Origin of the sequence: Thermocoleostomius sinensis A174, from assembly GCF_026802175.1 — a bacterium.
GTDB lineage: Bacteria > Cyanobacteriota > Cyanobacteriia > Elainellales > Elainellaceae > Thermocoleostomius > Thermocoleostomius sinensis.
Map to the genome: position 1 here is coordinate 5,382,899 of NZ_CP113797.1, position 24,437 is coordinate 5,407,335.

Annotated in this window: 15 protein-coding genes and 2 tRNA genes; 9 read left to right on the forward strand and 8 right to left on the reverse strand. The window is 47.3% G+C overall.

Annotation, left to right across the window (positions count from 1 at the left end; translation table 11 throughout):
• Positions 1-128 precede the first annotated feature (128 nt).
• Both OXH18_RS23345 and OXH18_RS23350 read right to left on the reverse strand, forming a co-directional pair.
• Positions 129-210 (reverse strand) — tRNA-Leu (locus OXH18_RS23345).
• A complete protein-coding gene (locus OXH18_RS23350; RefSeq protein WP_268609912.1) occupies positions 189-1,076 on the reverse strand; it encodes a M48 family metallopeptidase in 888 nt (295 codons plus the stop codon). The genes OXH18_RS23345 and OXH18_RS23350 overlap by 22 nt, the downstream gene beginning before the upstream one ends.
• Positions 1,077-1,346: 270 nt before the next feature.
• On the opposite strand from OXH18_RS23350, the gene OXH18_RS23355 reads away from it, so the two are divergent.
• Positions 1,347-1,904 carry a protoglobin domain-containing protein gene (locus OXH18_RS23355; protein ID WP_268609913.1) on the forward strand — a complete coding sequence of 186 codons (558 nt, stop codon included), beginning with the start codon at positions 1,347-1,349 and terminating at the stop codon, positions 1,902-1,904.
• Positions 1,905-2,157: 253 nt separating this feature from the next.
• Here the strand turns inward: OXH18_RS23355 and murA are convergent, their stop codons facing one another.
• Positions 2,158-3,534, reverse strand: coding sequence for a UDP-N-acetylglucosamine 1-carboxyvinyltransferase (gene murA, locus OXH18_RS23360; protein WP_268609914.1), 1,377 nt, complete (start codon positions 3,532-3,534; stop codon positions 2,158-2,160).
• A 246-nt stretch (positions 3,535-3,780) separates the two neighbouring features.
• Between murA and OXH18_RS23365 the strand changes: the two genes are divergently transcribed.
• Positions 3,781-3,864, forward strand: a tRNA-Leu gene (locus OXH18_RS23365).
• Between the two features lie 201 nt (positions 3,865-4,065).
• Positions 4,066-4,875, forward strand: a complete 810-nt coding sequence (locus tag OXH18_RS23370; RefSeq protein ID WP_268609916.1) for a TrmH family RNA methyltransferase — start codon at positions 4,066-4,068, stop codon at positions 4,873-4,875.
• A gap of 29 nt (positions 4,876-4,904) precedes the next feature.
• Here the strand turns inward: OXH18_RS23370 and OXH18_RS23375 are convergent, their stop codons facing one another.
• A complete protein-coding gene (locus OXH18_RS23375; RefSeq protein WP_268609918.1) occupies positions 4,905-5,207 on the reverse strand; it encodes an RNA recognition motif domain-containing protein in 303 nt (100 codons plus the stop codon).
• Positions 5,208-5,452: 245 nt separating this feature from the next.
• Here OXH18_RS23375 and OXH18_RS23380 point away from each other — a divergent pair, with 245 nt between their 5' ends.
• The 3 genes from OXH18_RS23380 (at position 5,453) to OXH18_RS23390 (ending at position 8,412) form a co-directional block, all read left to right on the forward strand.
• Positions 5,453-5,674: a hypothetical protein gene (locus tag OXH18_RS23380; RefSeq protein ID WP_268609919.1), complete on the forward strand. Its 222-nt coding sequence runs from the start codon at positions 5,453-5,455 to the stop codon at positions 5,672-5,674.
• 832 nt (positions 5,675-6,506) lie between these two features.
• The gene (locus OXH18_RS23385; protein WP_268609920.1) at positions 6,507-6,719 is read left to right on the forward strand and encodes a DUF4278 domain-containing protein; all 213 of its coding nucleotides are present in this window, start codon (positions 6,507-6,509) and stop codon (positions 6,717-6,719) included.
• Between the two features lie 118 nt (positions 6,720-6,837).
• A complete protein-coding gene (locus tag OXH18_RS23390; RefSeq protein ID WP_268609921.1) occupies positions 6,838-8,412 on the forward strand; it encodes an aminotransferase class I/II-fold pyridoxal phosphate-dependent enzyme in 1,575 nt (524 codons plus the stop codon).
• Positions 8,413-8,455: 43 nt separating this feature from the next.
• On the opposite strand, the gene OXH18_RS23395 is transcribed toward OXH18_RS23390, so the two are convergent.
• Both OXH18_RS23395 and OXH18_RS23400 read right to left on the reverse strand, forming a co-directional pair.
• Positions 8,456-10,072, reverse strand: coding sequence for a tetratricopeptide repeat protein (locus OXH18_RS23395; RefSeq protein ID WP_268609922.1), 1,617 nt, complete (start codon positions 10,070-10,072; stop codon positions 8,456-8,458).
• Between the two features lie 84 nt (positions 10,073-10,156).
• Positions 10,157-13,738 (reverse strand): WD40 domain-containing protein, encoded by a 3,582-nt coding sequence (locus OXH18_RS23400; RefSeq protein ID WP_268609924.1) that lies wholly within the window; start codon positions 13,736-13,738, stop codon positions 10,157-10,159.
• Between the two features lie 188 nt (positions 13,739-13,926).
• On the opposite strand from OXH18_RS23400, the gene OXH18_RS23405 reads away from it, so the two are divergent.
• The 3 genes from OXH18_RS23405 to OXH18_RS23415 are packed head-to-tail and all read left to right on the forward strand — an operon-like array spanning position 13,927 to position 20,911.
• A complete protein-coding gene (locus OXH18_RS23405; RefSeq protein WP_268609925.1) occupies positions 13,927-15,345 on the forward strand; it encodes a hypothetical protein in 1,419 nt (472 codons plus the stop codon).
• A gap of 45 nt (positions 15,346-15,390) precedes the next feature.
• Positions 15,391-18,363, forward strand: coding sequence for a WD40 repeat domain-containing protein (locus OXH18_RS23410; protein ID WP_268609926.1), 2,973 nt, complete (start codon positions 15,391-15,393; stop codon positions 18,361-18,363).
• Positions 18,347-20,911 carry a COG1470 family protein gene (locus OXH18_RS23415; RefSeq protein WP_268609927.1) on the forward strand — a complete coding sequence of 855 codons (2,565 nt, stop codon included), beginning with the start codon at positions 18,347-18,349 and terminating at the stop codon, positions 20,909-20,911. Before OXH18_RS23410 ends, OXH18_RS23415 begins: the two co-directional genes overlap by 17 nt.
• A gap of 191 nt (positions 20,912-21,102) precedes the next feature.
• On the opposite strand, the gene OXH18_RS23420 is transcribed toward OXH18_RS23415, so the two are convergent.
• Together OXH18_RS23420 and OXH18_RS23425 are read right to left on the reverse strand one after the other, a co-directional pair.
• The gene (locus OXH18_RS23420; protein ID WP_268609928.1) at positions 21,103-23,088 is read right to left on the reverse strand and encodes an ATP-binding protein; all 1,986 of its coding nucleotides are present in this window, start codon (positions 23,086-23,088) and stop codon (positions 21,103-21,105) included.
• 16 nt (positions 23,089-23,104) lie between these two features.
• Positions 23,105-24,403, reverse strand: a complete 1,299-nt coding sequence (locus tag OXH18_RS23425; protein ID WP_268609930.1) for a DUF4255 domain-containing protein — start codon at positions 24,401-24,403, stop codon at positions 23,105-23,107.
• Positions 24,404-24,437 lie beyond the last annotated feature (34 nt).

Genomic DNA, 24,437 nt, shown 5'->3' on the forward strand with positions numbered 1-24,437 from the left:
ACCATAAAACAAGTAGCAATGACTACTTGTGTCAGGAATTTCAGCAAAAAGGTCATGACAGAATTAAGAAGCTATCTCAAAGCCGAGAAATGCGATCGGCATCCTGGAGAACTTCATAAAGTAATGTATGGGCAGAGTCGGACTCGAACCGACATGACCGAAGTCGCCACATTTTGAGTGTGGTGCGTCTACCAATTTCGCCATCCGCCCCCGGCTTTGGCTTTTTTCTCAGCTTCATCATTATAAAGCATTGGGCGTTTTTGTAGCAACGATTGATAGTCTTGACTGCTAGCCCAACGATCAATCTCCTTGGCTCGCAACACTGGAACCGGGTGAGTTAATGGCGCGGTTTGCAGTTGCCGCAGCATTTGCCCGACCTCATCAGTGCTAGTTTCTTCGTAGGAGCGGGCTTGAGCCAAAAACGCATCCAAATTGAGTTGCGGAGCCAGTGTGGGAGAACCACCAGATAGCTTCATGAGTACCGACGCCACTACACGCGGGTTTTGAGCGACCAAGAGAGCCGCTCGATCGCACGTGAATTCTGCACAACGCACCCATTGCAACAGTTGTGTCTGTAAACTTTGCGCCAACGCTCCTCCCAAGGGAGTTAGTTGCCCGGCCGCCAGAACCAGCAAGTTTGCCAGGGTTAAATACACACTGTGTTCGCACTTAAGATGCCCTAGCTCATGAGCAATCACTGCTTGTGTTTCTTCGGGGGTCAGTAGATCAATTAACGAGGTGTGCAGTACAATAAACGGCTGCTTGCCGCGCATGGCGAAGGTGTAAGCATTCGGAACTGGGTGTTGCCTTACATAAAGTTGTGGGGGTTCCAAATCCAAAATCTGACAGGCTTCTAGCAGCAGTGTGTGAAGCTGAGGTAATTGCTGTTCACTGACCAATACGCTAGAGGCAATATTTTCTAGATAGAAAAAATGCTCGGCAATTCCACCTAGTACACTCCGTATCAAGAGATCTAATCCTGGAATCTGTCTCAAGGTTTGAGTAGCTTCTAGATCCAGAGGATGACGGAAGTGATCGGATTTAAGACCAATTAGGGCTGATTTGGCATGAGACATAGGGCATTTTACAATCGCTATCCGGATGGAATTGTCTCGATCTCGAAAAAATAGGGCTTTAACTATTGTATCGAGGAATGCTAGGAACTAGGAAATTTACCCTTTATAGAAGCTTAAAGGAGTTTTGTTGAGAACTCTTCAAGAACCGAACGGATTTCAGCAGGATGCGATCGTATTGCTGACTCAGAAGTCGTGTCTGTTGGTTGATGGCAATTACTGAGTTTCAGCGCACATTCGCTAATTGTTTAAGTTGTACAAGGAGAAAACTGCATGTCCTTAAATCCTTACACGTTTTTGCAAACTTTGGAATCCCGATCGGGGTTCACCACCGAGGACAAGCAACTGTTGAAGTCCTATGCCGAGTGGGGCAAAACGATTGCTCCAGAAATGGCCGATCATTTTTATGCTTATCTGAATCGTGATGAAGAAATGCACACAATTTTGAACGCTACTGAAGGACGCATTCACCGCCTACGGGACACCTTTATTCAGTGGTTCTACGAAATGTTCACAGGCATGGATGACTGGGGGCAAGACTATGCCGATCGGCGCTGGAGAATTGGACTAGTGCATGTCCAAATTGGGATTGGTCCGCAGCACGTTGTACCTGCGATGGCAACGGTGGTACAAGAAGTAGGAAACCGATTGCGAGCCGATGGCAAAGATCAAAGACTGCAAGATGCGCTAGGACGCATCTGTATGATTGACTTAGCGTTTATCGAGCAAGCCTATGTTGAGGTCAGTTCAGCGGCGGTCTTGCGGGAAACGGGTTGGACAGAGAAGCTGTTCAGGCGATTGATTGCGACTGGAGCCGGGAAAATGAGCTAGGGGATTACCGATCGCGATTCGAGCCGCCCCTGGACTTCCCAATTGGGCGATTATGTCCTCCTCGATCGCAACTCAACGCACAAGGGTGATCCCCTCAATCTACTCCTTATAAGAGTAACTTTAAGCCCTGCTTGGCTCGGTTCCTCCCTTGCCGCTAGGGAGGTTAGAGGGGATCGCCGGTGCGCATGTTTACAACGACCGATCGTGGGGGATTTAGGGATACATTCCAAGTGACCACGTTGCAAACACTTTCTCAGGTCAAAGCAGAGGTGGGTGTATCACTCACGGTATCAGGGTCTGCATTCACCCGCTGAAGTTTGGCTCCCAACTTTTGCAGCTTACCTTCCAAATTTTCGTAACCGCGATCGAGATGCTGTAAGCCGCGCACAGTGGTCATGCCCTCAGCCGCCAACCCTGCCAGAACCAGCGCCGCCGAGGCACGTAAATCAGTTGCCAGTACGGGTGCCCCCGACAGCATTGGCACACCTTGCACAATGGCAATATTGCCCTTGACGCGAATATTAGCGCCCATCCGGTTTAGTTCTGCTACATGCCGCAGACGGTTTTCAAACAGCGTTTCAGTGATCACGCTGTTGCCTTCACTCAGCGTTAACAATGACATAAATTGGGCTTGCATATCCGTGGGAAATCCAGGATAGGGCATCGTCTTAATATCTGTAGCTTTGTAATGCGACCCAGGCACAATCCGTAAACGATTGCCCGATTCAGCAATCACATCAATGCCAATACTGCGAAGTTTAGCGATAACGGCTGTCAGGTGATCGGGAATCACCGGAGCTAAGGTGATTTCAGAGCGAGTGATAGCACCAGCGACTAGGAACGTGCCAGCTTCAATGCGATCGGGAATAATGCCATAGTCGGTCGAGTGAAGGCTAGGGACGCCGGAAACCACAATCGTATTGGTTCCAGCACCGCGTATTTTCGCGCCCATGGCTCGACAGAAGTTGGCCAAATCCACAACTTCCGGTTCCTGAGCAGCATTCTCAATGACGGTCTCACCATCTGCCAACGTCGCCGCCATCATCAGGGTTTCTGTAGCTCCAACGCTAGGAAAATCCAGATAAATACGTGTTCCTTGCAGTCGTTTGTGGCTACCCCGGATATAAGCATAGACCGTGCCATGTTCGATCTGCACTTCTGCACCCAGCGCTTGCAGTCCGCGGACATGTAGGTCTACCGGGCGTGCCCCGATCGCGCAACCGCCAGGCAGCGGTACACGAGCCACCCCTAAACGGGCCAAGAGCGGGCCAATGACAAAGAAACTCGCTCGTAGCTGACTCACAAGTTCATAGGGGGCCTGAGATTGGCCAAGATGACGCGCATCAATGTCTAGAACATCGCCATTCCACTTGAGCTTGACGCCCAGTGCCGAGAGAATTTCTCCCATGCGAACCACATCAACCAGAGACGGAACATTGCGAAGGCGGCAGTCTCCAGCACACAGCAACGCTCCTGCCATGAGCACCAGCGCAGAGTTCTTTGCGCCGCTGATCTCAACCTGTCCTTGCAAGGGATGCTTGCCCCAAATCTGTAAAACAGACTTGTCTTCCTCTGAGGACGACGAGGGGTTTGTTAGACTAAGAATGGGAGTAATGGCTCTATCCTCCAAAACCTCAAGTGAACTGGATGCAGCTTAACAGGCTACAAAGTTGGTTTAGATTCTACCGGAAAGCTTCTGATTTTCTAGCAATTATTTTGGGCACAATTTAATCATTCACTCACAAAATCATTCCTCGTGATTCTACCGAAGTTAAAGTTTTCTATTCAAACCAGTTGACGAAGTGCCATAACTTAGCGCATGATAGTAAATCGCGGTCATCCCAATAATCCTTAAGGCGATCGACGGCTCACTGACGCGGAACTGGCGGAATTGGTAGACGCGCTAGATTCAGGTTCTAGTGTCTGCAAAGACTTCCGGGTTCAAGTCCCGGGTTCCGCATTGGTTTATATTAGGTGTCCATAACGAAACGTGAGGGTAGCTTGTTAGCACCTGATCGTTCTTTCATGACCTCAATGGATTGGTTCGATTGTTTCAACGCTCCAATGGTCTTAAAAAAACTTAATCAATTAATCGATGAACGCTATAAAATTTTAATCGAATTCTCATTCATCGGCTTCATCGATTCATAGATAAATATCAATGATAACCAGTTTGCAAAACCCGCTTGTGAAGCAACTGCGTAAGTTGCAGCGGGCGAAAGAGCGACGCAATCAGCGATTAATGTTGCTGGAGGGAACGCATCTTGTGGAAGAGGCGTGTGCAGCAGGGATGCCGCTAGTTACAGCGTGCCATACAACCGCTTGGCAGCAAACGTATCCCCAGCTTTGGTCAGTGCTGATGCAACGGGCGATTCGTGTGGAATTAGTCAGCGAGGAGGTGTTGCAGGCGATCGCTACCACGGTTCATCCAGATGGCGTGGTAGCCACCGCGGAACGAACTCTAGGTTCGGCACAATTTATGTCCCCAACTAGGGCGGTGCAACTGGGTGTGGCTCTAGAAACGATTCAAGATCCAGGCAATTTAGGAGCCGTGATTCGGACGGCAGCAGCGGTCGGAGTCGATGGCTTATGGCTAAGCGTCAACAGTGTCGATCTAGACCATCCCAAAGTCCTACGTGCATCCGCAGGACAATGGTTCCGCTTGCCGATGACCGTCAGTGGTGATCTAAGCCGTGACCTTCAAATGCTTAAGTTACAAGGAGTGCAACTAGTTGCTACAGTTCCAACCGCAACGCTGACCTACTGGCAAGTTGATTTTACTCGTCCAACAGTGGTGTTGCTTGGAAATGAGGGGGGCGGCTTGTCGTCTGCGTTGCTTACTTTGTCTGACGTTGCCGTTAAAATCCCCCTAGCTGCGGGTATAGAGTCGTTAAATGTAGCAATTGCAGCAGCTTTGGTGCTCTATGAAGCTCGACGCCAGCAATCGTTCACTGAGGTGCTGCCACGATAGCAATTTACTTTTGCTATCTACTTCTAGCCTCAGCCACGATCTTCACCGCCGCTAAAATTGTCGCGACTGCGAGAGCTACGGCGATTATCCTCGCGGGGTCGGGCCTTGCTGACTTTGAGATCGCGTCCCATCCACTCGGCTCCATCTAGGGCTTCGATCGCTGCTGTCTCTTCGGTAGGGGCTTCCATCTCTACAAAGGCAAATCCCCGAACTCGTCCAGTTTCGCGATCGGTTGGCAGGGTAATATTCTTAACGGTTCCATACTCCTCGAAGACCTGTTTCAAGTCGTCTTGGGTAACTTGGTAGGACAAATTACCGATATAAATCGACATTGCATTTCTCCAAAATTACAGCACGTAGCGGTTGAAGTTCGGAGAGACGCTTACCACTGAACTGAAAACGACTGACCATCCGAAATTAACGCTGCTAGTCTTTCTTCTATGATAGCCTTGGCTGCCAATCAAAACGGTTGAAACTCCTTTAGAAATCAAGTTTCTCGCAACCCGCCCTAGGATAGAGGTTGAAGCTGGAAGAATCTGAGTAAATAGAATATTATCGTTTCCTCACATGGGTCATTATGTTTAATCTGGCAGAGTCCCAAATGAGGGGGCTGACACTCAATGGTAAGGTGCTGGATGTTGCATACGAGCTATATTTGCAAGCCCCGCAACAAATTTATCCGGAGATCAATCTAAGAGAATTAGCGCAGCGCACCGGATTAGGAGTATTGGAATGCCGGAATGCCATTGTTGAAGCCAATCGTCTGGGACAGTTCCCAAATTGCACGTTACATTCCTAGCTCGATGTCATTGGCAATAGCCAAGAATTATCAAGACTTAAGGTCATACTTCTAGCGAACATCGCACAAGCTAGAGATGTCAGCATGAATATAGAAGGTAAGCTTATCTAAATTAGGCTGAGCATGTTCAACTTGTTCAAGGCGCTTGGGCTGATTTTCAAAGTTGCCCGCAAATGGATAGAGACGTTTTTGGTGCGGACAATCCGACGTTTGACTTCACTGGTCGTGACACCAGACTGTGAATAATAAGGTCAATTCTCAACTATGAAAAGATGATTGGATTGGCTCTCTAGTGCATAGATGTAGCCAATTCACAGGCTATCTTGCTTCAATGCAGAAAACAATTGACAATTCTTTCCCCTCATCCTTAATTCCCTGCGCCTCATGTGAGTGCAGGGACTTGTTTTGCCAAATCCTGAATTGAACGCTCCTCACCTGCGTTGGGAGAGTGGGCAAGAGTGGCACGCGGTTTGTCAGTCAATTAAGTGCCGCTCCATCAATAATTGAAAATCAGGTGATACTTGCATAATCGCAGAGTTGCAATCGTTTTGAATGCATACAGGCTTTTACCCAAGCCTTGTAATTCTGCATCACCGGATTTGAACAGAGCTTAAAAGAAAAAATTTTGGGCGTTGCTGCATTCACATTGGAGTTGTCCTCATCCCCAACCATTCTCCCTCCAGGAAAAAAGAGAGCCGGATTGCTCGCTTCCTTTCCCAATAGGCGAGGGCTAGGGTGAGGGGGCAGATTCATAGCTCGATGCAGCAATACCAAACTTTGGAAAGCAATGTGAGTTTTCCTCACATATGTTCTAAGCCAGGAGAAACATTTAATGCAATTCACTTATCGTGGTGTTGCTTACACTCAAGCAACGCAATATTTGACCACTCAGTTCGTCGAGAAAGTTACAGAAATTCATCAGCCAGTCTTTGCCCAATATCATGCTGCGGTCTATCCACAGCACCACCATGTTGTTCTTCATTCAGTTTTACCGTTGCAATATCGCGGTTGTCTTTATTTGAGTCCTCGTTTCATCGCACATTGAAACAGGCTCAATTTTAGGTTCATAAAATGGTCACTCAATTGTCTTATTTTGCTGGTCATTCTACTTGAGGTCTCAAATGGTAAGTGATAGAGTTTGGGTATCAAATTCATCAGATTCTTTGCAATCATCAAATTCTTCAATATCCGCAGAAAAACCGATCGCTTTGATACAAAGCTGGATTGAAAAGTGGCTTGTTGAGAATTTAGAAATTTCGCCAGATGTCATTGATCCAAACCTTCCTCTGAATGCCTATGGAATGGAATCGTTAATGATACTGGAACTCATTCAAGATATGGAAGACTGGTTGGGACAATCCCTTAGGGAGGTAGACTGGACTTCAAGCAATCCAACTATTACGAACATAGCGGTGAAAGTTGCTGACACGAACTTGAATCGATCGCCCATTAAACAGCTAAAGCCAGGTGTCTCGATGGTGACAAGTACTCCTCAGTCGGAACAATCTGCAAATTTAGGTGTGTCTTCAACGCTGAGCGATGCCCTTCAGCAAATTCCGCAAACCTTCAACACCGTCTCGAATCAGCGCGATCGGCAACTGTTGATAGAAAACAGGTGGGTGTGTGACTTTGCATCTTGCAACTATTTAGGATTAGATTTGCACCCTCAGGTGGCTCAAACTATTCCAGCGGCCGTGTCGCAGTGGGGAACACATCCGAGTTGGACTCGGGCCGTTGCATCACCGCAACTTTACCAGGAGCTAGAAACTGCGATCGCTGATTTAATTGATGCACCCGATGTTCTGGTGTTCCCGTCGTTGACCCTTCTGCATATGGGAGTAATTCCGTCGCTGACTCAAGAAGATGGCATCATTTTTGTTGATGCTGCTGCCCACCGATCAGTTTATGAAGCCTGCCGACTGTCTAAACAAAATGGAGCGATTGTCATTCAACATCGCCATAATCATTTAGAAGATCTGACCCAAAAGTTGCACAGATATGCCCATAAACGGACAAAGCTGATTGTGATCGATGGTGTTTACTCAATGTCGGGGACCTGCTCCAATCTTCAGGCTTATACTCAGTTAGCGAAAGAATTTGATGCCCTACTGTACATTGATGATGCGCATGGCTTTGGACTGTTGGGAGAACATCCAACCTTACAGATGCCCTATGGACTTAAAGGGAATGGTATTGTCAAGCATTTTGGCTGCAATTATGATGACGATCGCATCATCTACAGTGCTGGATTATCCAAGGCCTTTTCTTCCTACGGTGCATTTGTCACCTGCACTAATGGGTCAATGAAGTCCCAGTTTGCCAACGCTTGGACGGCTGTTTTTTCTGGTCCCATCCCCACCGCCAGCCTAGCTAGTGCTATTGCAGGGCTTGAAGTTAACAGCAAAGAAGGTGATCAACGACGGCAACGGATCTATCATCTAACCCGTAAGCTCGTCGCGGCTGCCAGATCAATTGGCTTTCAAGTCGATAATCAGTACTATTTTCCTATTGTTAGTGTGGTGGTTGGCTCAGTGAACTGTATGCAGATTGCCTGTCAACAACTTTGGCAACACGGCATCCTTATAACACCTGCTATCTTTCCAGCCGTTCCTGTTAATCGTAGTGCCTTGCGGTTTTCCATTACGGCTGCTAATACTGAAGCAGAAGTGGAACAAGCAATCAGAGCGCTGCAAGCGGTTTGGGATCAGTTATGTCGCTGCCAATCCTTGGCCAGTTAATTTGATTAAGTTAACAGTTTAAACAACCGGATGTTGAATAGCTTCATTCACCTGTTATTTTAGCTGGAGCAGACGCCGGTTCAGTGGGTTCGCAGGCAGGTACAGGCAGTGTAACCGTAGTAGCTTGAATTCTTAACGCATCAGCGAGGACGCAAATGAGTTGGGGACTAAGGCGATTAGCCTGGTCATAAGCTGCTAGTGCTTCGGACGATCGTCCCAAAACAGACAAGATCACACCTTGGTTATACCAACCTGCAAAGGATTCTGGATTAAGGCTGAGTGCTGCTTGGGTAGTTTCTAGAGCGCTTTGATACCGACCTGCATACCAGAGTGCTGCTCCTAAATTGACTAACACATCCGCTTCAATCGAGGGGTCGATCGGCATTTGATTTGTGTGAGTATTCAAAACAGGAGTTGATGAGTTAATAGAGTTTTCTGAAGGCTGGTCTGTTAATTGGTCTATTAACTGGTCTGAAGACTGGTCAATAGCTTGCTCTAAATTTTGTTCTGTAGATTGTACTAGCTCTGTGTCAGTCGGTAGAGCGGTGCAATAGAGGGCAGAACGACTGATGGCTTGACTGTTGATGGCTTGACAGTAAGCTTGAATCGCATTGTCATATTGCTGCATAGAGCTAAAGATCCGACCTTGATTGAATCGAGCTTGAACAGATTGCGGATTGAGAGTGACTGCTTCAGCAATAGCCACCGCCGCTTCGTCATAGCGAGCTAATCTCCACAACCCAACGGCTTGATTATTCCAAGCATCGGCATAGGTGGGGGCAAGCTGAATCGCTTGTTGAGCAGACGCGACTGCTTCGTGATATTGCTCCATCTCAAGCAACGCATAACTTCGTTGACTCCATGCATAGGCTGGAGTTTCGTCTTCCCAAACCCCATTTCCACGCACGGCTCGTTCGCAGTCCGCGATCGCCGCTTGATACCGCTTGAGTTGATTCAAAACGGCACAGCGATGAGCCAGCGCCAGCGAATAGGTTGGTATCAGTTGAATGGCTTGATCGTAAGATCGCAGCGCTCTAACGGATCGGTTGAGTTGAGCCAGAAATGTGCCTTGATGCAGCCAAGCGATCGGATCATCAGGATGTTCTGTTAAGGCCTGCGCGTAATTATCGAGAATAGTCTGATGATGACAGTTAGTTTGCAATTCATTCAGCAATTCCTCATTTCTCTGTTCTTCATGGGGCGTATTTTCATCAGTATCAGTTGTATGTATCGTTCTTTGCTGCATCTCTAACAGTACTCGACACCGTTCTGCCTCAGCCAAGGAAAAGGTGGAGCGTTCTCGAATGGCTTTTTCGTAAGAGTGCAGGGCTGGTTGCAATTGTCCCTGTGCTCGCAAGGCGGAGCCGTTATAGTACCAGGCAATGCTGGCATCACTGTCTTCCCAGTCCTTGTCCAAGTCCAGAGCCGTTTGGCAAGCTGTGATTGCATCTGCGTAGTGCCCGGCTTGTACTAACGTAATACAGTATTGAGTCCACTCTGCGGATGTTTCCAGTGCAGGTGTTTCTGGTGTTGTCAAGTTTAGCTGATTTGAGTTTTCTTCTCTCTGGAGTGGTGGAGCCGCTAGGGTTGTCCTTGTCCAGAGCAGAGGGGTTGTGAAAACAGTGGTGGCCAAGCCCAGCCAAGCGAGGACATAACGCATAGGGTCCTTACAAAAAGATCTTTGCAATGAGATCCTCCCCATCATAGGTGGCTGAACGGGTCGGAAAGTTAGGAGAAAGTGAGATCACTGGTCACAGATTAGCATTGAAGCAGATAACTCGAACATGGCATCACTTTGGCGATCGACGGCTCCTAAGTGTTGTAAGGTAGCTTTTTGGGCATCGGTCAATCCGGTGACACCGGTGATGTCGGCCCCTTCATAAGGACGATCGGGTGTCAGCGATCGCAAACATTGTCCTGTTTGCACATCCCAAAGGCGAATCACGCCCTCTTCCCCAGCACTAGCCATTAGTTGACCATTGGGGTTCACGGCAATCGAATGAACTTGACTGGTGGGCCCTTGAAAGGTTCTCAACATCTCTCCTGTGCTCACGTCCCAACACCGTAGGGCTTGATTGCCACCTCCACTCACCAGCCATTTGCCATCGGGGCTATAGGCCACACTACGGACGATATCGGTATGATTCATCAACGTTTTCAAGCATTCTCCAGTTTGTACATCCCAAAGTCGTACAGTTTGATCATCACTGCCACTGGCTAATAGTCGCCCTTGAGGGTTGAACGCAACCGACGCAATCTGATTGCTGTGCCCTTGCAGCAAGTTGAAACACTGTCCTGTCTGCACATCCCACAGCCGCACGGTGCGATCGGTGCTGCCACTCGCCAAAACACGTCCATCGGCACTAAAACTCACCGACGGAATCCAATTTGTGTGGCCTTTCAAAATACTCAGGCATTGTCCAGATGCCAAATTCCATAATCTCACGGTGCAGTCCATGCTGGAACTGGCTAGCAGTTGCCCATTGGGGCTAAAACTCACTGACGAAACCCAACCCGCATGTCCTCGGAGCGTTCTCAACTCCTGACCTGTTTCAGAATTCCATAAGCGGACTGTTTGGTCATCACTACAGCTAGCTACAAGGCGATTGTTCGGACTAAAGACAGCGGCTGAGACATAATTGGTGTGCCCGGCTAAGACATTGAGGCATTCTCCGGTTCGCACATCCCACAGCCGCAATTGTTGATCGGCATGAGAACTCACGAGCCGCTGACCGTTAGGACTGAAGGACACCCAAAGGATGGAGTTGGTGTAGCCTTGCAGCAAGTTGAGACAGTGCCCCGATCGCACATCCCAGAGCCGCACGGTTTGATCGACGCCCCCACTGGCTAGAGTTTGTCCATTGGGGCTGAACTGAACTGACCAAACGGCACTCGTGTGACCATGTAGGGTGTTTACACAGTGCCCCGATCGCACATCCCAAATTTTTACACTGGCATCCTCGCTAGCACTGGCTAAAAGTTGACCGTTGGGGCTGAAGCTTATCGAGGTAACAGGATGGCTATGTTCTGCCAGAACTCGCCACTGCTGGGTGCGAAGGTTCCACAATCGAACGGTGCGATCGGCACTGCCGCTGGCTAGTAGTTGACCATCAGGACTAAAGGCAACGGCAGCAATCCATCCTCTATGTCCTGATAAGGTAGCCAGGACTTTTTCAGTGCGCAGATCCCACAGTTTAATGGTTTGATCATGGCTACCGCTGGCCAATTGCTGATTGTCTGGGCTAAAGGCCAAAGATAGGACCCAGTCGGTATGCCCCTGTAAGGTGGTCAGTAGTTGCCCTGTGCGTAGATCCCATAGCTTAATAGTTTGATCTTCTCCACTGCTGGCTAAGATGTGCCCATCCGTTGTACTCGCTACACACCACGTTGCTCCCGTGTGCCCTTGTAACGTTTCTACCAACTGTCCTGTACGAATATTCCACAGTTTGACCGTTTGATCCTCGCTACTGCTAATCAAGGTTTGACCGTCTGAACTGAAAACAACTGACTTGATCCAAGAAGTACAGCTTTTTAAGGTTGAAATTGGCTGACTATCGAGCATTCGCCAAACATGAATTTCATCACTGATATCACTTGTAGCTAGAAAATTGCCATCTGGGCTAAAGGCGACAGAAAGCACATCTCCAAGGGTTTGAGTAAACGTCGATTTCGCCAAATTTGAATGGCTGAAGTTGGTGTGGTGCAAATCAACCCCCCGCAGATCGGCTTGCCAAATCGACAGACGCGAAAAATCTTGCTGCTTGAAGTTGCTGTTGAGTGCCCGGAGCAGATTGAGAATATTGCCACCCACATAACTTGGTTCTAATGGAGATTGAGCTTGCTGAGTCACTAAAATCTGCTTCAGGTGCGCTTCCACTTTGAGTGGCGTGTGCAAAATCGCCAATAATTTTTCTAGAATGGGCTGGACAATCAGCCGCTTCTGCGTTTCTCGAACATAATCTTTTGCTTGTGCTTTGAGCAAAGCGTGACTTTTACAGATCTTCAAGGTTTGAGTCAGAAGCTCGGTATAAATTGTTTCAACAAATTTTTCAGTCATATATTCCAAAATGACGGGTTGCTGTATGTAACCGTTTGGGCTGCGTTCTATCAGCGATCGTTGGCAAAGCGACTTAAGAGCATCCAGTAGTGTTCCAGGAGGCACAGTTGGCACCATATCGTCTTGTAGCGTTGCCAGAGTCACGGCTTCGCGGTTGATTGCTAGCCAATCCATAATCTGGTGCTCAATTGGATCGAGTCGATCGAACTGTTGGTTAAGCAGATGGCGCAAGTCGCTAAAAATGGGGCTGTCCTGTGCCAAAAAAGCCGCGACATCCCCACCAAACAATTCCTGTACCGAGGTTGCCACCATCTTTAGCGCTAGCGGATTGCCCTGATAGCACTCAATCAACTGCTTTTGTTCGTCCGATCGCCCAGCCAGGCCTTTCGTGCGTAGAATTTCTGTGCCTGCTGTGAGTTGTAAACCCTGAAGCTTCAGCGATCGGATTGGTAGCAGCGGTCCTTCTAAAGCCGCAATTTCTTTGGGTTTCTCGCGACTAGTCAGTAAAACGGTACTATGGTGCTTAGTATCTCCCAACTGCCGCAAGAGATCGCCATAGTTTTCATATCCATAGCGATAAACTCCTGTTTGCCGTCCGCTGCACAGAATTGATTCCACGTTGTCTAAAATCAGCAAGCAACGTTGACGTTGCAATTGTCCAAGCAGTTGCTGAATTTGCTCGGCAAGGTGAACGGTGGGTGATGATTGTAGATCAATACCTTGTAGCAGGGTGGGTAATAACACCTCTAGCGGAGGGGCATGAAGCAGCGATCGCCAGACTACGCATTCAAAGTGTCCCTGGAACTGCTGGGCAAATTTAGCAGCTAGCGTGGTTTTACCAATGCCTCCCATTCCTAAAATTGCCACCAACCGACAGCGTTCTTGCAAAATCCACTGGGACAAGGTTACAAGTTCTTCACCGCGTCCCCAAAACTCTGAAACATCTACGATTTCTCCCCAGTCGGCACAGAAGGTATCGGCCAAGTCAGTTCCTTCAGCGCAAGGAGTCGTCATAAACCGATGGGCATGCCGAGAAAGCACTGCCTGTAAATTGCGCTTTCCTACCTTTTCACCCAATGCTTTTGATAATACTTGCCATAGCTCTGCTCCGACTGCCTTAATGTATCCTTCGTCGTAGCGCAAGTCCTGAGCAATTTTAAGGTAGGACTGTCCCTGCCAAGTCCTCTTAAACACGGTTTCTTGTAAATCACTCAACTGCCCGGATGCAGCCGTAATCACAATTCTTAACGCATCTTCAAGCGTCAGCATGACAAGACCTCTGAATGTAACCCTGAATGCAAGTGACTGCTCAGATCAGCCGTGATCTCACCTTTCGTCTAACTTCGATCTGACCTGACCTAACTGCTGCCGATGATATATCTGAACCATAGCAGTTATGGCATAGTTCACACAATTTTTTGACAACAGAAACTCACAATCTGTGTTTGGCTTTACCAATGACGCACCAAATTTTTCCGCTACCCAAGAATGAGCCTTTAAAGCGGCTGAATATCTATGATGGTTTATTGATTACTGCCGATCGCTGGCAAAAGGCCCATCAATATCACCGCGATCGACAAAATATTCATTACCAGTCGATTCATCAACCTATGATTGTTTGGGGTTTAGGTGTACGAGCAATTCAGCCGCCTCAAGATGAAGACAAGGCTGCTAACGATCCTGACTGGAAGAATATTCCGAAGGAGTATCGAGATAACCGGTGGTTACAAATTCAGCCGGGACTGGCGATCGATTTGATGGGCAACCCCATTCGGGTAAAAGAACCGATTTTATTTCGGATCGATACCCCCGCGCCGCAAGAAAGTGAAGAGGAGCCAAGTTATAAGACTAAGACGGTGTATTTGGTACTCCGCTATATTGAACCACGCAATCCTGGACAGTCAAATGGAAATGGGACCATTCCAGAAATTCAAGAGTGGTATCGCATCGACGAACGCACAGACTTACCTCTACCAGAGGAAATTGAACTCTGTCGCATTGTGCTCTCGCCAACTACAGGCCCTAACATTATTCACTTGAAAAACCCAAAAGAGGTATTATTTCCTAAATTGAATGAGATTGATTTACGCTATCGACTACGAGCACAAGCTAGGCCTGAAGCGGTTATTCGATCCGCTCTTTTGCAATCTGATGATGAGAACCGCGATCGAGCACAACAAAAGAATTTATCTTATCTGATGCAATCTGTAAAAGCCCTATATCCTACCTTACAGGGAGCACCGGACATTGAAATCATTACGACGTCGAATTTGAATAATACAGAGAAACCAATAGATATTGACTTACTGTATCTTACGGTTGAGCAATGTTCAAGCTGTGATTTAGTAGATAGTGATTCAGTAGATAAAATAAGTGCCGCTTTGAAGGCTTACAAGCAATCTGGAGGTGTAATCCTCATAGAAGCGGCGTCAGACCATGAAATCAAAGAAGTGAAAACAGTAATCGATCGCACAATCAATCCAGAAGTACAATCATTGACACAATCACTGAAACCAACTAGTGAAGCACTGAGCGAACAATCCACTCAAGATCTGAACCGACTTAAAGATTTGCTAGGAAGCGAAATATTAAAGCCATGGTCTGAGCTAGACGAGCAGCATCCACTAAACTTGCTGCGAACTCACCCCTTTCTGTTTGTCGCTCTGCCCGATGTTACCGCTTCTCCTCTGCAACTGTATGTTGCTGACGGAATTATTGTTGTTCTGGGCAATCTATCAGCTAGTTGGGGTCCTGACCCTGAAGATAAAAATTGTCCACGTCACAAAATTCGAGCGGCGCAGGAATTTGGGATCAACATTCTGCATTTTGCTTGGCAACGCCGCCAGATTTCAGAATTATTGCAACCCGGTGCATGATTGTGCCAATTCACAGTTATTTATCAACTGTTATCTATCATAGGAATGGAAATCATGTTTAGCGATCGAACTCCTCAATTGGAGGTCATTATTCCTGAGAGTACCAACGAGAACCGTCATCAGCTTGGCGTTCGCCCACAGATAGAAAGAATTGAATATTCCACCCCTAATGATAAGAGCGAATTTGTCATAGAAGTGGCTCAGCCTGTTAACGATCAAAACAGCAGAGATTCCCTGCACCTAGAGCTTTCAGTGCCAGAGTCTAATGGCTCTTCTCGCTGGTACAGGGTTCAACCAGTTTGCATTACTAGCCAGCTTACTCGGTTTCATATTAAGGTTCTTAAACCACCTACTGTTGAGAACGGTAAAACTATTAAATTTACCGTCAACTTGTTTCTAGTTGAATCTTGGGAATTAGTTGACCAACAAGAATTTGAGCTTCGAGTGCACCAACCTAGCAAGAGAATTCAGTTGACTCAAGCTCAATCCTTTAGACCGATGCAGCCTAACTCACAAATTAGCGTAGCGCAGTCGAAGCAGGCGATCAAGGTAATTCCAGGAGCAATTTTAGGAACGGAGAATGAATTACAAATTACGGTTGTTTATCATGATAATCAACTTGCTAATAATGAACTTAAAAGTTTTAAAGTGAAAATTTATGCGCCTGAATTTGATATAGATAAAGATAAGAAATGGTATGTAGTTGAACCGAGAGTTAGTACTAAAAAACCTCCAGGACAAGAAACAAATTTCACCATTAAAGTCATAGATGCTCCAATTCCGGCTTATGGTAAAACAATTAATCTAGTGGCAGAAATCTCCTCAATTGAGGATAAAGCGTTAAAGGCTGAGCGATCGCTGAAATTATTTATCGGCCATCCTCAGGCATCGATCGACCTTCAACTTCTCAATAGGGAACTGAGCGTGAAACCAGGTGAGGCGATCGACGTTCCGGTACTCATTCGCAATCAGGGTGGCGAACTAGTCAAGGTTACGGTGACGTTTAACAACAACGAAAGTACCAATCAAGACCAATCAAATGAATCAGCAAGCTCTCCTCCCTTAAGCTGGATTTCTTCAGAAACACGCAACCAAAATATTACGGTTACCCCTGGCAACAGCAAGCAAGTCATCTTTCGCTGCGCGCCGCTTGCAAGCCCGGAATCCCTAAGCCAGTCCTATCATTTCATCATTCAAGCAAAGCCTGAACGAGGAAAAACAGTACAGGCTGAAGGCACGATCAAGGCTCTACCTTGGGGAAAGGTACGCTTTAACTGTGTCAATTCATCAGCAGTGATGAGAAGAGAACAAAACTATGCTGACTTTGAGTTGAAATTGGACAACCAAAGTAACACATCGCTGCAAATCAAGTCGATGTGTTTATTGGAGGTTGAGGCAGAACAAAAAACTGAAATAAGCGATGAATTGATCAAAGATGAGAATATCAAAGACATTACATTAGAGGATGAAGAGGTTTTTTTGCTCCACCCTGCTCAGTCAGAATCGCTGGAGTTGCGTATTCCTCTTATGACTGGGTTTTCAAGACCGCTACTGCGATCGCGGAAAAAGTTCTATTGGGTCACTCCACATATTACTCCTTATATTACTCCGCATCGCTCTGGCGACCCTGATGGGTATACAGATCAGGCTGACATTCCGATTGAACCTAAATCCAAGAAGCTGGAATTGTGCATCGAACCGCGCATTCCAATTTGGTTACAGATTCTAGTTCCGCTGTTGCTGTTGCTGGGCGGTGCTTGGCTTTTGAACCTAAGAAGCTATCATCAAGGTTCCATTTCTTCGGTGCGTCTAATTGGCAATGGTGCAACTGTTGTTAGTGGATCAAGCGATCGTACCATTCGACGATGGGGTACAAACCTCAGTTCCAGGTTGATACCTCTCAGCTATGAAGGGATTATTGCTCAGTCACAAGATGCTGGTAAAGCCGTGCGGGTGATTCGACTTCTACCAGAACATAATCAGCAAATCGCTGCCGGGTTGGAAGACGGCACGATTCAACTCTGGGATGTATCTCTGAAACAGAAGCTAACAGACTTGATACCACAAGGTAGAACCTCTACTAATCCAACACTAGAGAAATTAAACGATCGGGTATTTGATTTAGATTTCACTCGTGATTCTCGCTATCTGTTTAGTGGACACGGCAGCGGTTTCGTACGACAGTGGGATTTGCAAGCATTCTGTGAAACGACCGTCAAAGTCTATCCGCGATTTACTATCTCAGCTTTGGCGGTCTATAACAGTCAGGACAGTCAAGATACGGCTCAATCTGCCACTGGTGCGCAACCTCAGTGTGAACCATCGATAGACGTTGCACAACCTGTACGTCGTTCTCCACAGAATCCATCTCGTACCATAAGCTTTGTGATTCTAGCTGGACAATATAACAAACTCGCCCTATGGGATTGGCAAGCACAACGCCTGTATGAAATCAGCGATTCATCTACAGAAGAGGGCAGTCAGTATGACTACATTGAGAGCTTAGCACTCTCTGATGATCAGCAGCGACTGGCAACAGCAGATAATCAAGGTCATGTCCGTATATGGAATATGAACGAGTTGCGACAATGCGTGCTTAAAGAACAGAAATCTCAATCGATGAGAGATGAATTTGGTAACGAGACTAATACAGTGAATTGTGAACCACAATGGTCAGGACAATATATAGGACAGAAATTAGCTTCAACTTCGTCTAAAAATATTACTAGCGGTGAATCAAAAGGAATTCCTGTGCGATCGGTAGCATTGAGCCAAAATGGCTGTTATCTTGCCAGTGCTGGAGACGATGGGCGAGTGACGCTGTGGCAACTGGAAGACCTGTCAAAGGAATCACCTGAACCTCCTAAAATGCTCGAACAGCTATCCTTTCGTACTAGCGTTAAGAGCGTAGATATTCATGTTGTTGGAACCGATGTGTTGGTTGCCAGTGATGCTAATCGAACCCATGTCAGACTATTTCGCTTTAAAGGGATGAATAGCCATGCAAACTGTCAATAGCAGTCCCATCAAAATTATCGGACTGACCGAGGGGCATTCCTCTATTGCTCCAGGCACATCGGGAATGCGCAAAATCAACATTAAAAATTTAGAAGGAAAGCCGATCGCCGTTGACTTATGGATAGTTGCGACGGATGAAAAATCCAAACCCCTGCCCAAGTGGTATCGATTCACTAGCCCGATTCCGCTAAAGCTTGACCCTAACGCGGACAAAGAAATCGAGTTTAGTTTTGATGTACCGTTGGAAGCAGAACCAGGGTTATATCACTATGCCATTAGCTTTGAAGCTACAACCAAAACCTCCAGGTATCCGATACAGTACCCGCAGCAGCTTCAGGTGGCATTCTCGGATGAACTTAGCCGCCGTAGCACTCCAGAGTTTGTGATTCAGCCGTTTACTAGTTCCACAAAGCCTCATCCACTGAAAATCGGCGAAACCCTGAAAATGAATGTTCAGGTAAAGAATCGATCGAAACGAGTCGATCGGTTTACGTTACTCTGCCTAGATTCTCCTGCTGAACAGTGGTATAGCGTGCGCTATCCTGAAAGCAAAATTGCTGCTTCCGGTTTAGTGAGCACAACCGATGGACTAGAACTGAATCCAGAGCAAGTAGGAGAAATTGAGCTATTGTTTCACCCACCTAAAGGGGAACTAGCTGGGTTATATTTTCCTACCATTCGCCTCATTTCTGACAACGAGGGACATGGCAACAGCGATAGTGATGCGTTGCTAGATGTGGTCTACATTCAGATCCTTGAGGATGACCGCTTTGATGCTGAAATTTTGCCGCCGCGCTACCGCACAATTCCTGCTGAAGCTGGAGAATTTAAAGTGCGGTTACTGAATCAGGGGAACATTAAACGCATGGTTGAGGTTGAAGCGAGCGATCGTGAAGGAATCTTCCGTTACATAGCAGACCAATCAAAGATTATAGTCATACCGCATCGATCGCCACCGCATTGCCCCAATCACGACAATTCTGATCCACCAACTGTTACCTTAAAGGCAATTCCCCGCAAATGGTGGCGTCGCCCTTTGTGGGGGAAAGGCATGGCAATTGAGTTCAATCTAGCGTTGCAGGAGGTCAAGCAAGACGCTCAGCGCGGGTCTGAGGATCAGGAATTGCTGTCTTTAGCCAATTCAGGGCAGGGAACGATTCTTTGGCAACCGCGACCCTTGTGGTTATTGTTATTGCTATTGCTGCCTTTGTTGGCAGGCTTAGCTGTTTTGGGGGGTTGGCTTTGGCAGCGATTGTTTGCAGCACCGTTGCCACCACCAACTATCACGCAATTTGAGACGATCGCCCCCACTCAAGACACAGATATCATTCCCCTCAACTGGACAATCAACCAGTTTGATCAGGTAGAATCTGTGGTGCTAACTCGGTTAGACAACAATGCAGAAGCCTATCGTAAGAACTATACACCTTCCCAACTGCGCCAGCAGTGTGAACTGTCGAGCGCCGATCGTTCGTTGTCTTCCCACTCTAATAGATCCAAGTGGACTAGATTGCCTCCTTGGATAGGACAGCTTTCACGGCTATTTCCAGGCAATGCTAATCCTACTAGTCGTGTTGAGTCAGGCGGCGATCTCTTAAGCTGTGAGGGAGTCACCGCCCCCACCGCTGCCGCAGGCAGCTATGTGTTTCAGCTTCAGGTGTTTGCCGATCAGAGCAACGCTAATCGTCGATTGAGAGAACAAGTCCCCAACTCACCTACTGATGTAGCAACCACCGATACGATCGATGTTGCTCCCCCCGAACCGTTGCCTACTATTGTTGAATTTATTCCAGCTTCTTCCAGCTATGGAGCGGTGACAACACCTGATACAGATTCAAACAGCGCTAGCCCTCCACCCATTCGACTTAATTGGGAAATCACTAGTCCCAGTCAGATTGCTGAACTCAAATTGGTGAGTCTAACTGCTGATGGTTCAGTTAGTAGTGAAGTCAGGAGCTATTCCTTTCGCAATGGCGTTCCAGCAGAATTAGCTGGAGTTTGTAGTCAATCAATCAATTTGGTTTGTCGCGAGGTTCCGACTAATATTCGCAATGTTGGAAGCTATCAGTTTCAACTGATGGTTATTCCACAATCAGAACTGCAAGCACCACCCATCATCCAAGCAACTCCCATTATTCAAATTCGAGCGCAACCTCCTCGAATTAGCTCGTTTCGGGTCAATGAGCAGGAGGTATTGCAAGCCCCTAAACAAATTTACTCGATCGATCCTCAGACACAACCCGACGATCTGACACTCTCATGGCAGGTTGAACCAAGTGAGGGAGTTCAAGTTGAATTGCTGCCCGCACCAGGTCCGGTTCCGTTGGAGGGAACCATGCCCTATCCATTGAGTCAATCACCACGTCGAGAAACTATCACGTTGCGAGTGACCAATGCAGCTGGTGAACAAGTGAGCCAAACGGTTGTGATTGAGACCGCACGATCGATCGAATCTGCCCCCTCGCCTGCTGCAACGAACGAAGAAACGCCATCGATCATACCAGAGTTGGAACTAGGTCCGATTGAACTTCCCCCACGTCCGAACTGATCGATGGCAACGGATGATTCAGTTAGGGTGATTTCAAGGTACTGAAACTCGAAGCGGATGAATTTGCAGCACAAACCCGTCCTAACAGCAAACCGATTGTCCTTCTAGCATAGTTATTGGACGATCGGTTAACCTTGTATTATTGTATTCGGTCATAGCCTCGCTCAGTACACTCAACTCAGTGTTATCAGTTATTGTGCTTCCCATTCTTCCACTTCAGCGGCAGTTAAAGTTCTTTCCAACTTGATATATTCATTCTGAGTCGCTTTCAGTAAATGTTTCATATTAAGTGGTTCGCCATTCTCTGCTGCTAGGAAAGCAGCATTCAACGCGATACTGCGGATATTACCCCCCGATACATTCAATCGAGCCAATTTCTTGCTGTCTTCTTTTAAATCAAGCGTATGTGCCATCTGGGGTGGAAAAATCTGTTGCCAAATTTCTCGCCGCTGCTGAGCATCGGGAAAGGGAAAACGAACGACAAAGCGAATTCGTCGCATAAAGGCCTGATCGATCGCTTCTTTCAAATTAGTTGTCAGGATCGCTAGACCGCGATAGGCTTCAATGCGCTGAAGCAGATAGCTGACTTCTACATTAGCATGTCGATCGTGACTATCTTTCACATCTGAACGCTTACCAAACAAAGCATCGGCTTCATCAAATAGCAAAATTGCTCCACCTGTTTCAGCGGCATCGAAAATACGTCGTAGGTTTTTTTCTGTTTCGCCGATATATTTGCTGATAACAGCACTGAGATCAATACGATAGAGATCGAGTTGGAGTTCTTGGGCAATGACCTCGGCGGCCATGGTTTTTCCGGTGCCACTAACGCCAGCAAACAGGGCACTGATTCCCAATCCGCGGGAACCAACGGTGCTAAAGCCCCAGCGTTCATAGACCTGAGCACGCTGTCGCACATGGGCGATCGTCTCTCGCAAAATTTGTTTTTGGGATTGTGGTAAAACTAGTTGATTCCAATTTGCTCTAGAAGTAATGCGTTGAGCCAAATCGTCTAAGCGAGGACGAGCTTGCACACGACAGGCATTCCAGAGTGCCGTTTCTGGGTCCATGGCATGGTTGCGCTGTTGACTGAGGGCAGTGGCATAGGCAGACTGAATTGACGATACACTCAAATTAAATTGGCAGACTAGCTCTTCAATCTGAGAATTAACCTGTGCATCCATCGATTCATTGCTACGCAAAATATGCTGCCAAATCGATCGCTGCTCGTCAAAGGATAGGGGGGGGACTTCAAAGGTAATCAGTGAAGCCTGTTGCCAAGGGAGACGATCGCGGCTGATAATGACCACTGGCGTATGGAGCGATTCTAGCAAGTGCACGATCGCCTGTTCTCTGGATGGGTCAGTTCCCTCTTCACAGTCCAGCAGTAGCATGGCCTGTTCAAGGAGGGCTTCACGCTCCCATAGACAGGCTAGGGTATTGAGATCATCAGGTGCTGTTGGCAGTGCAGCCAGTGATAGACGATACAGCTTACGGTTTAATTGCGCCGCTGCCGCCGCCACCATCTCCCATTTACTAAAGCGATCGCCATGACACAGTTGAATCGGAGGAGTTATGTGTGACGACTGTTGCCAAATGGCGATCATCTGCGCGGTTAATTCCTGATGGATTGTTTGGCAGCGAATGGGGCTATCTGTTAACGTTAGTGGTTTCACGAGTCCAGCTAAGCGAGAATCGAGGCATTGCTCGCCCATCAGGTAGTGTAATAGGCGTTCATCAATGCGCAGTGGGCTGAGGGTCAAGACAGTTCCCGGCCCAACCTCAATTAATCGCCACCGTCGCAGGGGACTACTGGGTGTGATTGCGCTCCAATGCTTTGTCGCAAACATTGCGAGTGCTAGGCTAAAAGTGGGATAGGGACGCTGAGGATCGGACTGAGCTTCGGCACACAGTAGGGGCAGATTGGCATCTAATTCCATACCAGCACACAGAACCAAAATATCGCGCTCGAAGGACGATAAACCAAAGATGATACAAAGCTGTCCTAAAGCCGAAGCATGCGATGGTGTGCAGTTAGCCGATTGCCCCTGGGTGTTTGCAGTCTGATCCTGTACATAGGATATTTGTTGCTTTAGGGTTTGACGAACCGAGTCTAAGGCCATCATCAGTTCGTGTAGATTTTCGGTATTAGAAGTGTCAGAAATTTGAGTTTTCATTTTTCTTTTTTGAATTCTATCTGACTGGAACCAATAGTTTAGGACTGACATAGCGATTAGTCACTTCATCAACATTGAGAGGGCTTTCGGCTCCATCAATTTTTAAGCGCACAAGATATTCCCCGCTGCGAACACTACGAATGGCAAAGGTTGAAGTATTGGTATCTTGATTGCGTGAATTGGCTGTAAAAATGTAGCTGTGTGTGTGATCCAGAATGGAGTTAAGCAGTAAAAATACCTTCTGTGCTTCGCCAACCAAAACATCCGTTTGTACTTCCACCTCACCGCTATAGGTCCGATCGTCGCTTCGGTGCAAGTTGTTGATGGAGCCGATTGTTTCGTTCTGAATCGTGGGACAAATTACTAGAGGCACAGCATTTGATGCTGAGGCAGGTGGATGCAGAATTTGCAATGCTTGCATTCCAGCCCGAATTGTCAGAACCAAAGATAGATTTAAGATGATACGAGTATCTGTTAGGTGTTCTTGCTTTAGTAGAATAATCGTCTCACCATTTTCTATTTCAGTCCGCTCTATTTCCTCATTATCGTCCAATGATCGTAGGGTTGCGATCGTCTCACCAATCCTAATTTGAGTTACTTTCTCTAATAATCGCTGTCCACGAATATCCAGCGTACTGTCGCGAGTTACAGGTTGCTTAATTCCATTGGGTGTCACCTGATCAATTTTGGGCTGCCCAGGTATAACCATGGCGTAGTACTGATAGTGACGCACAGGCAGCGGTAATCTGCCCGGTTTGTCGCCCTGAATCAGCACAGCGGTTCCCTGATAGGCTAGTGACAAAGAGTAGGGCGTTTGAAAAAAGATCGACCAGATACGAGACAAATCCTCCGTAGTGATGGAACTGGGAATAAAGCGCACGAGTTGGATTTGATCTTCTAGGGTGGAATTAGCCAAAAAAGACAGCGTTGGATTGGCGATCGTTCCTTGAATCATTTCAGGAGTCAAAATGGGCTGATCTACTAGTGTGCGCACGGTACTGCCCAACAACCGCTGCGGTTCCAACTCCTGCTCATTTCCGTAGAACGTCATTAGGTAGTGTAAATCTAATCCAGCTTGTCCATGCTTGATCAAATCTCCCTTCGGACGGCGAGTATGGAGATCGGCGTTGCGCCAAGCAGGGTTAGGAGTCACCTGATAAAGAAAAATATTGACCCCAACTTCCAGAGCACTACTGGCAGAGTGATCAGGACGCACCGTTGTCACTCGCGATCCGGGCACATCCGTGCGAATTCCTTCTTGAATAATGGTTTGCAGTGCAGCCGTAACGGTGGCAATCGCAAGATGATTACTCATAATTTGACGCTTTGGTCGAATGTTTTGGTTAGAC

Coding starts and splice junctions, on each gene's coding strand:
- OXH18_RS23350 (WP_268609912.1), bottom strand. CDS start 1,076: ATGTCTCATGCCAAATCAGCCCTAATTGGTCTTAAATCCGATCACTTC.
- OXH18_RS23420 (WP_268609928.1), bottom strand. CDS start 23,088: ATGAAAACTCAAATTTCTGACACTTCTAATACCGAAAATCTACACGAA.
- OXH18_RS23405 (WP_268609925.1), top strand. CDS start 13,927: ATGACGCACCAAATTTTTCCGCTACCCAAGAATGAGCCTTTAAAGCGG.
- OXH18_RS23395 (WP_268609922.1), bottom strand. CDS start 10,072: ATGCGTTATGTCCTCGCTTGGCTGGGCTTGGCCACCACTGTTTTCACA.
- OXH18_RS23380 (WP_268609919.1), top strand. CDS start 5,453: ATGTTTAATCTGGCAGAGTCCCAAATGAGGGGGCTGACACTCAATGGT.
- OXH18_RS23355 (WP_268609913.1), top strand. CDS start 1,347: ATGTCCTTAAATCCTTACACGTTTTTGCAAACTTTGGAATCCCGATCG.
- OXH18_RS23375 (WP_268609918.1), bottom strand. CDS start 5,207: ATGTCGATTTATATCGGTAATTTGTCCTACCAAGTTACCCAAGACGAC.
- OXH18_RS23385 (WP_268609920.1), top strand. CDS start 6,507: ATGCAATTCACTTATCGTGGTGTTGCTTACACTCAAGCAACGCAATAT.
- OXH18_RS23400 (WP_268609924.1), bottom strand. CDS start 13,738: ATGCTGACGCTTGAAGATGCGTTAAGAATTGTGATTACGGCTGCATCC.
- OXH18_RS23410 (WP_268609926.1), top strand. CDS start 15,391: ATGGAAATCATGTTTAGCGATCGAACTCCTCAATTGGAGGTCATTATT.
- OXH18_RS23370 (WP_268609916.1), top strand. CDS start 4,066: ATGATAACCAGTTTGCAAAACCCGCTTGTGAAGCAACTGCGTAAGTTG.
- OXH18_RS23425 (WP_268609930.1), bottom strand. CDS start 24,403: ATGAGTAATCATCTTGCGATTGCCACCGTTACGGCTGCACTGCAAACC.
- OXH18_RS23415 (WP_268609927.1), top strand. CDS start 18,347: ATGCAAACTGTCAATAGCAGTCCCATCAAAATTATCGGACTGACCGAG.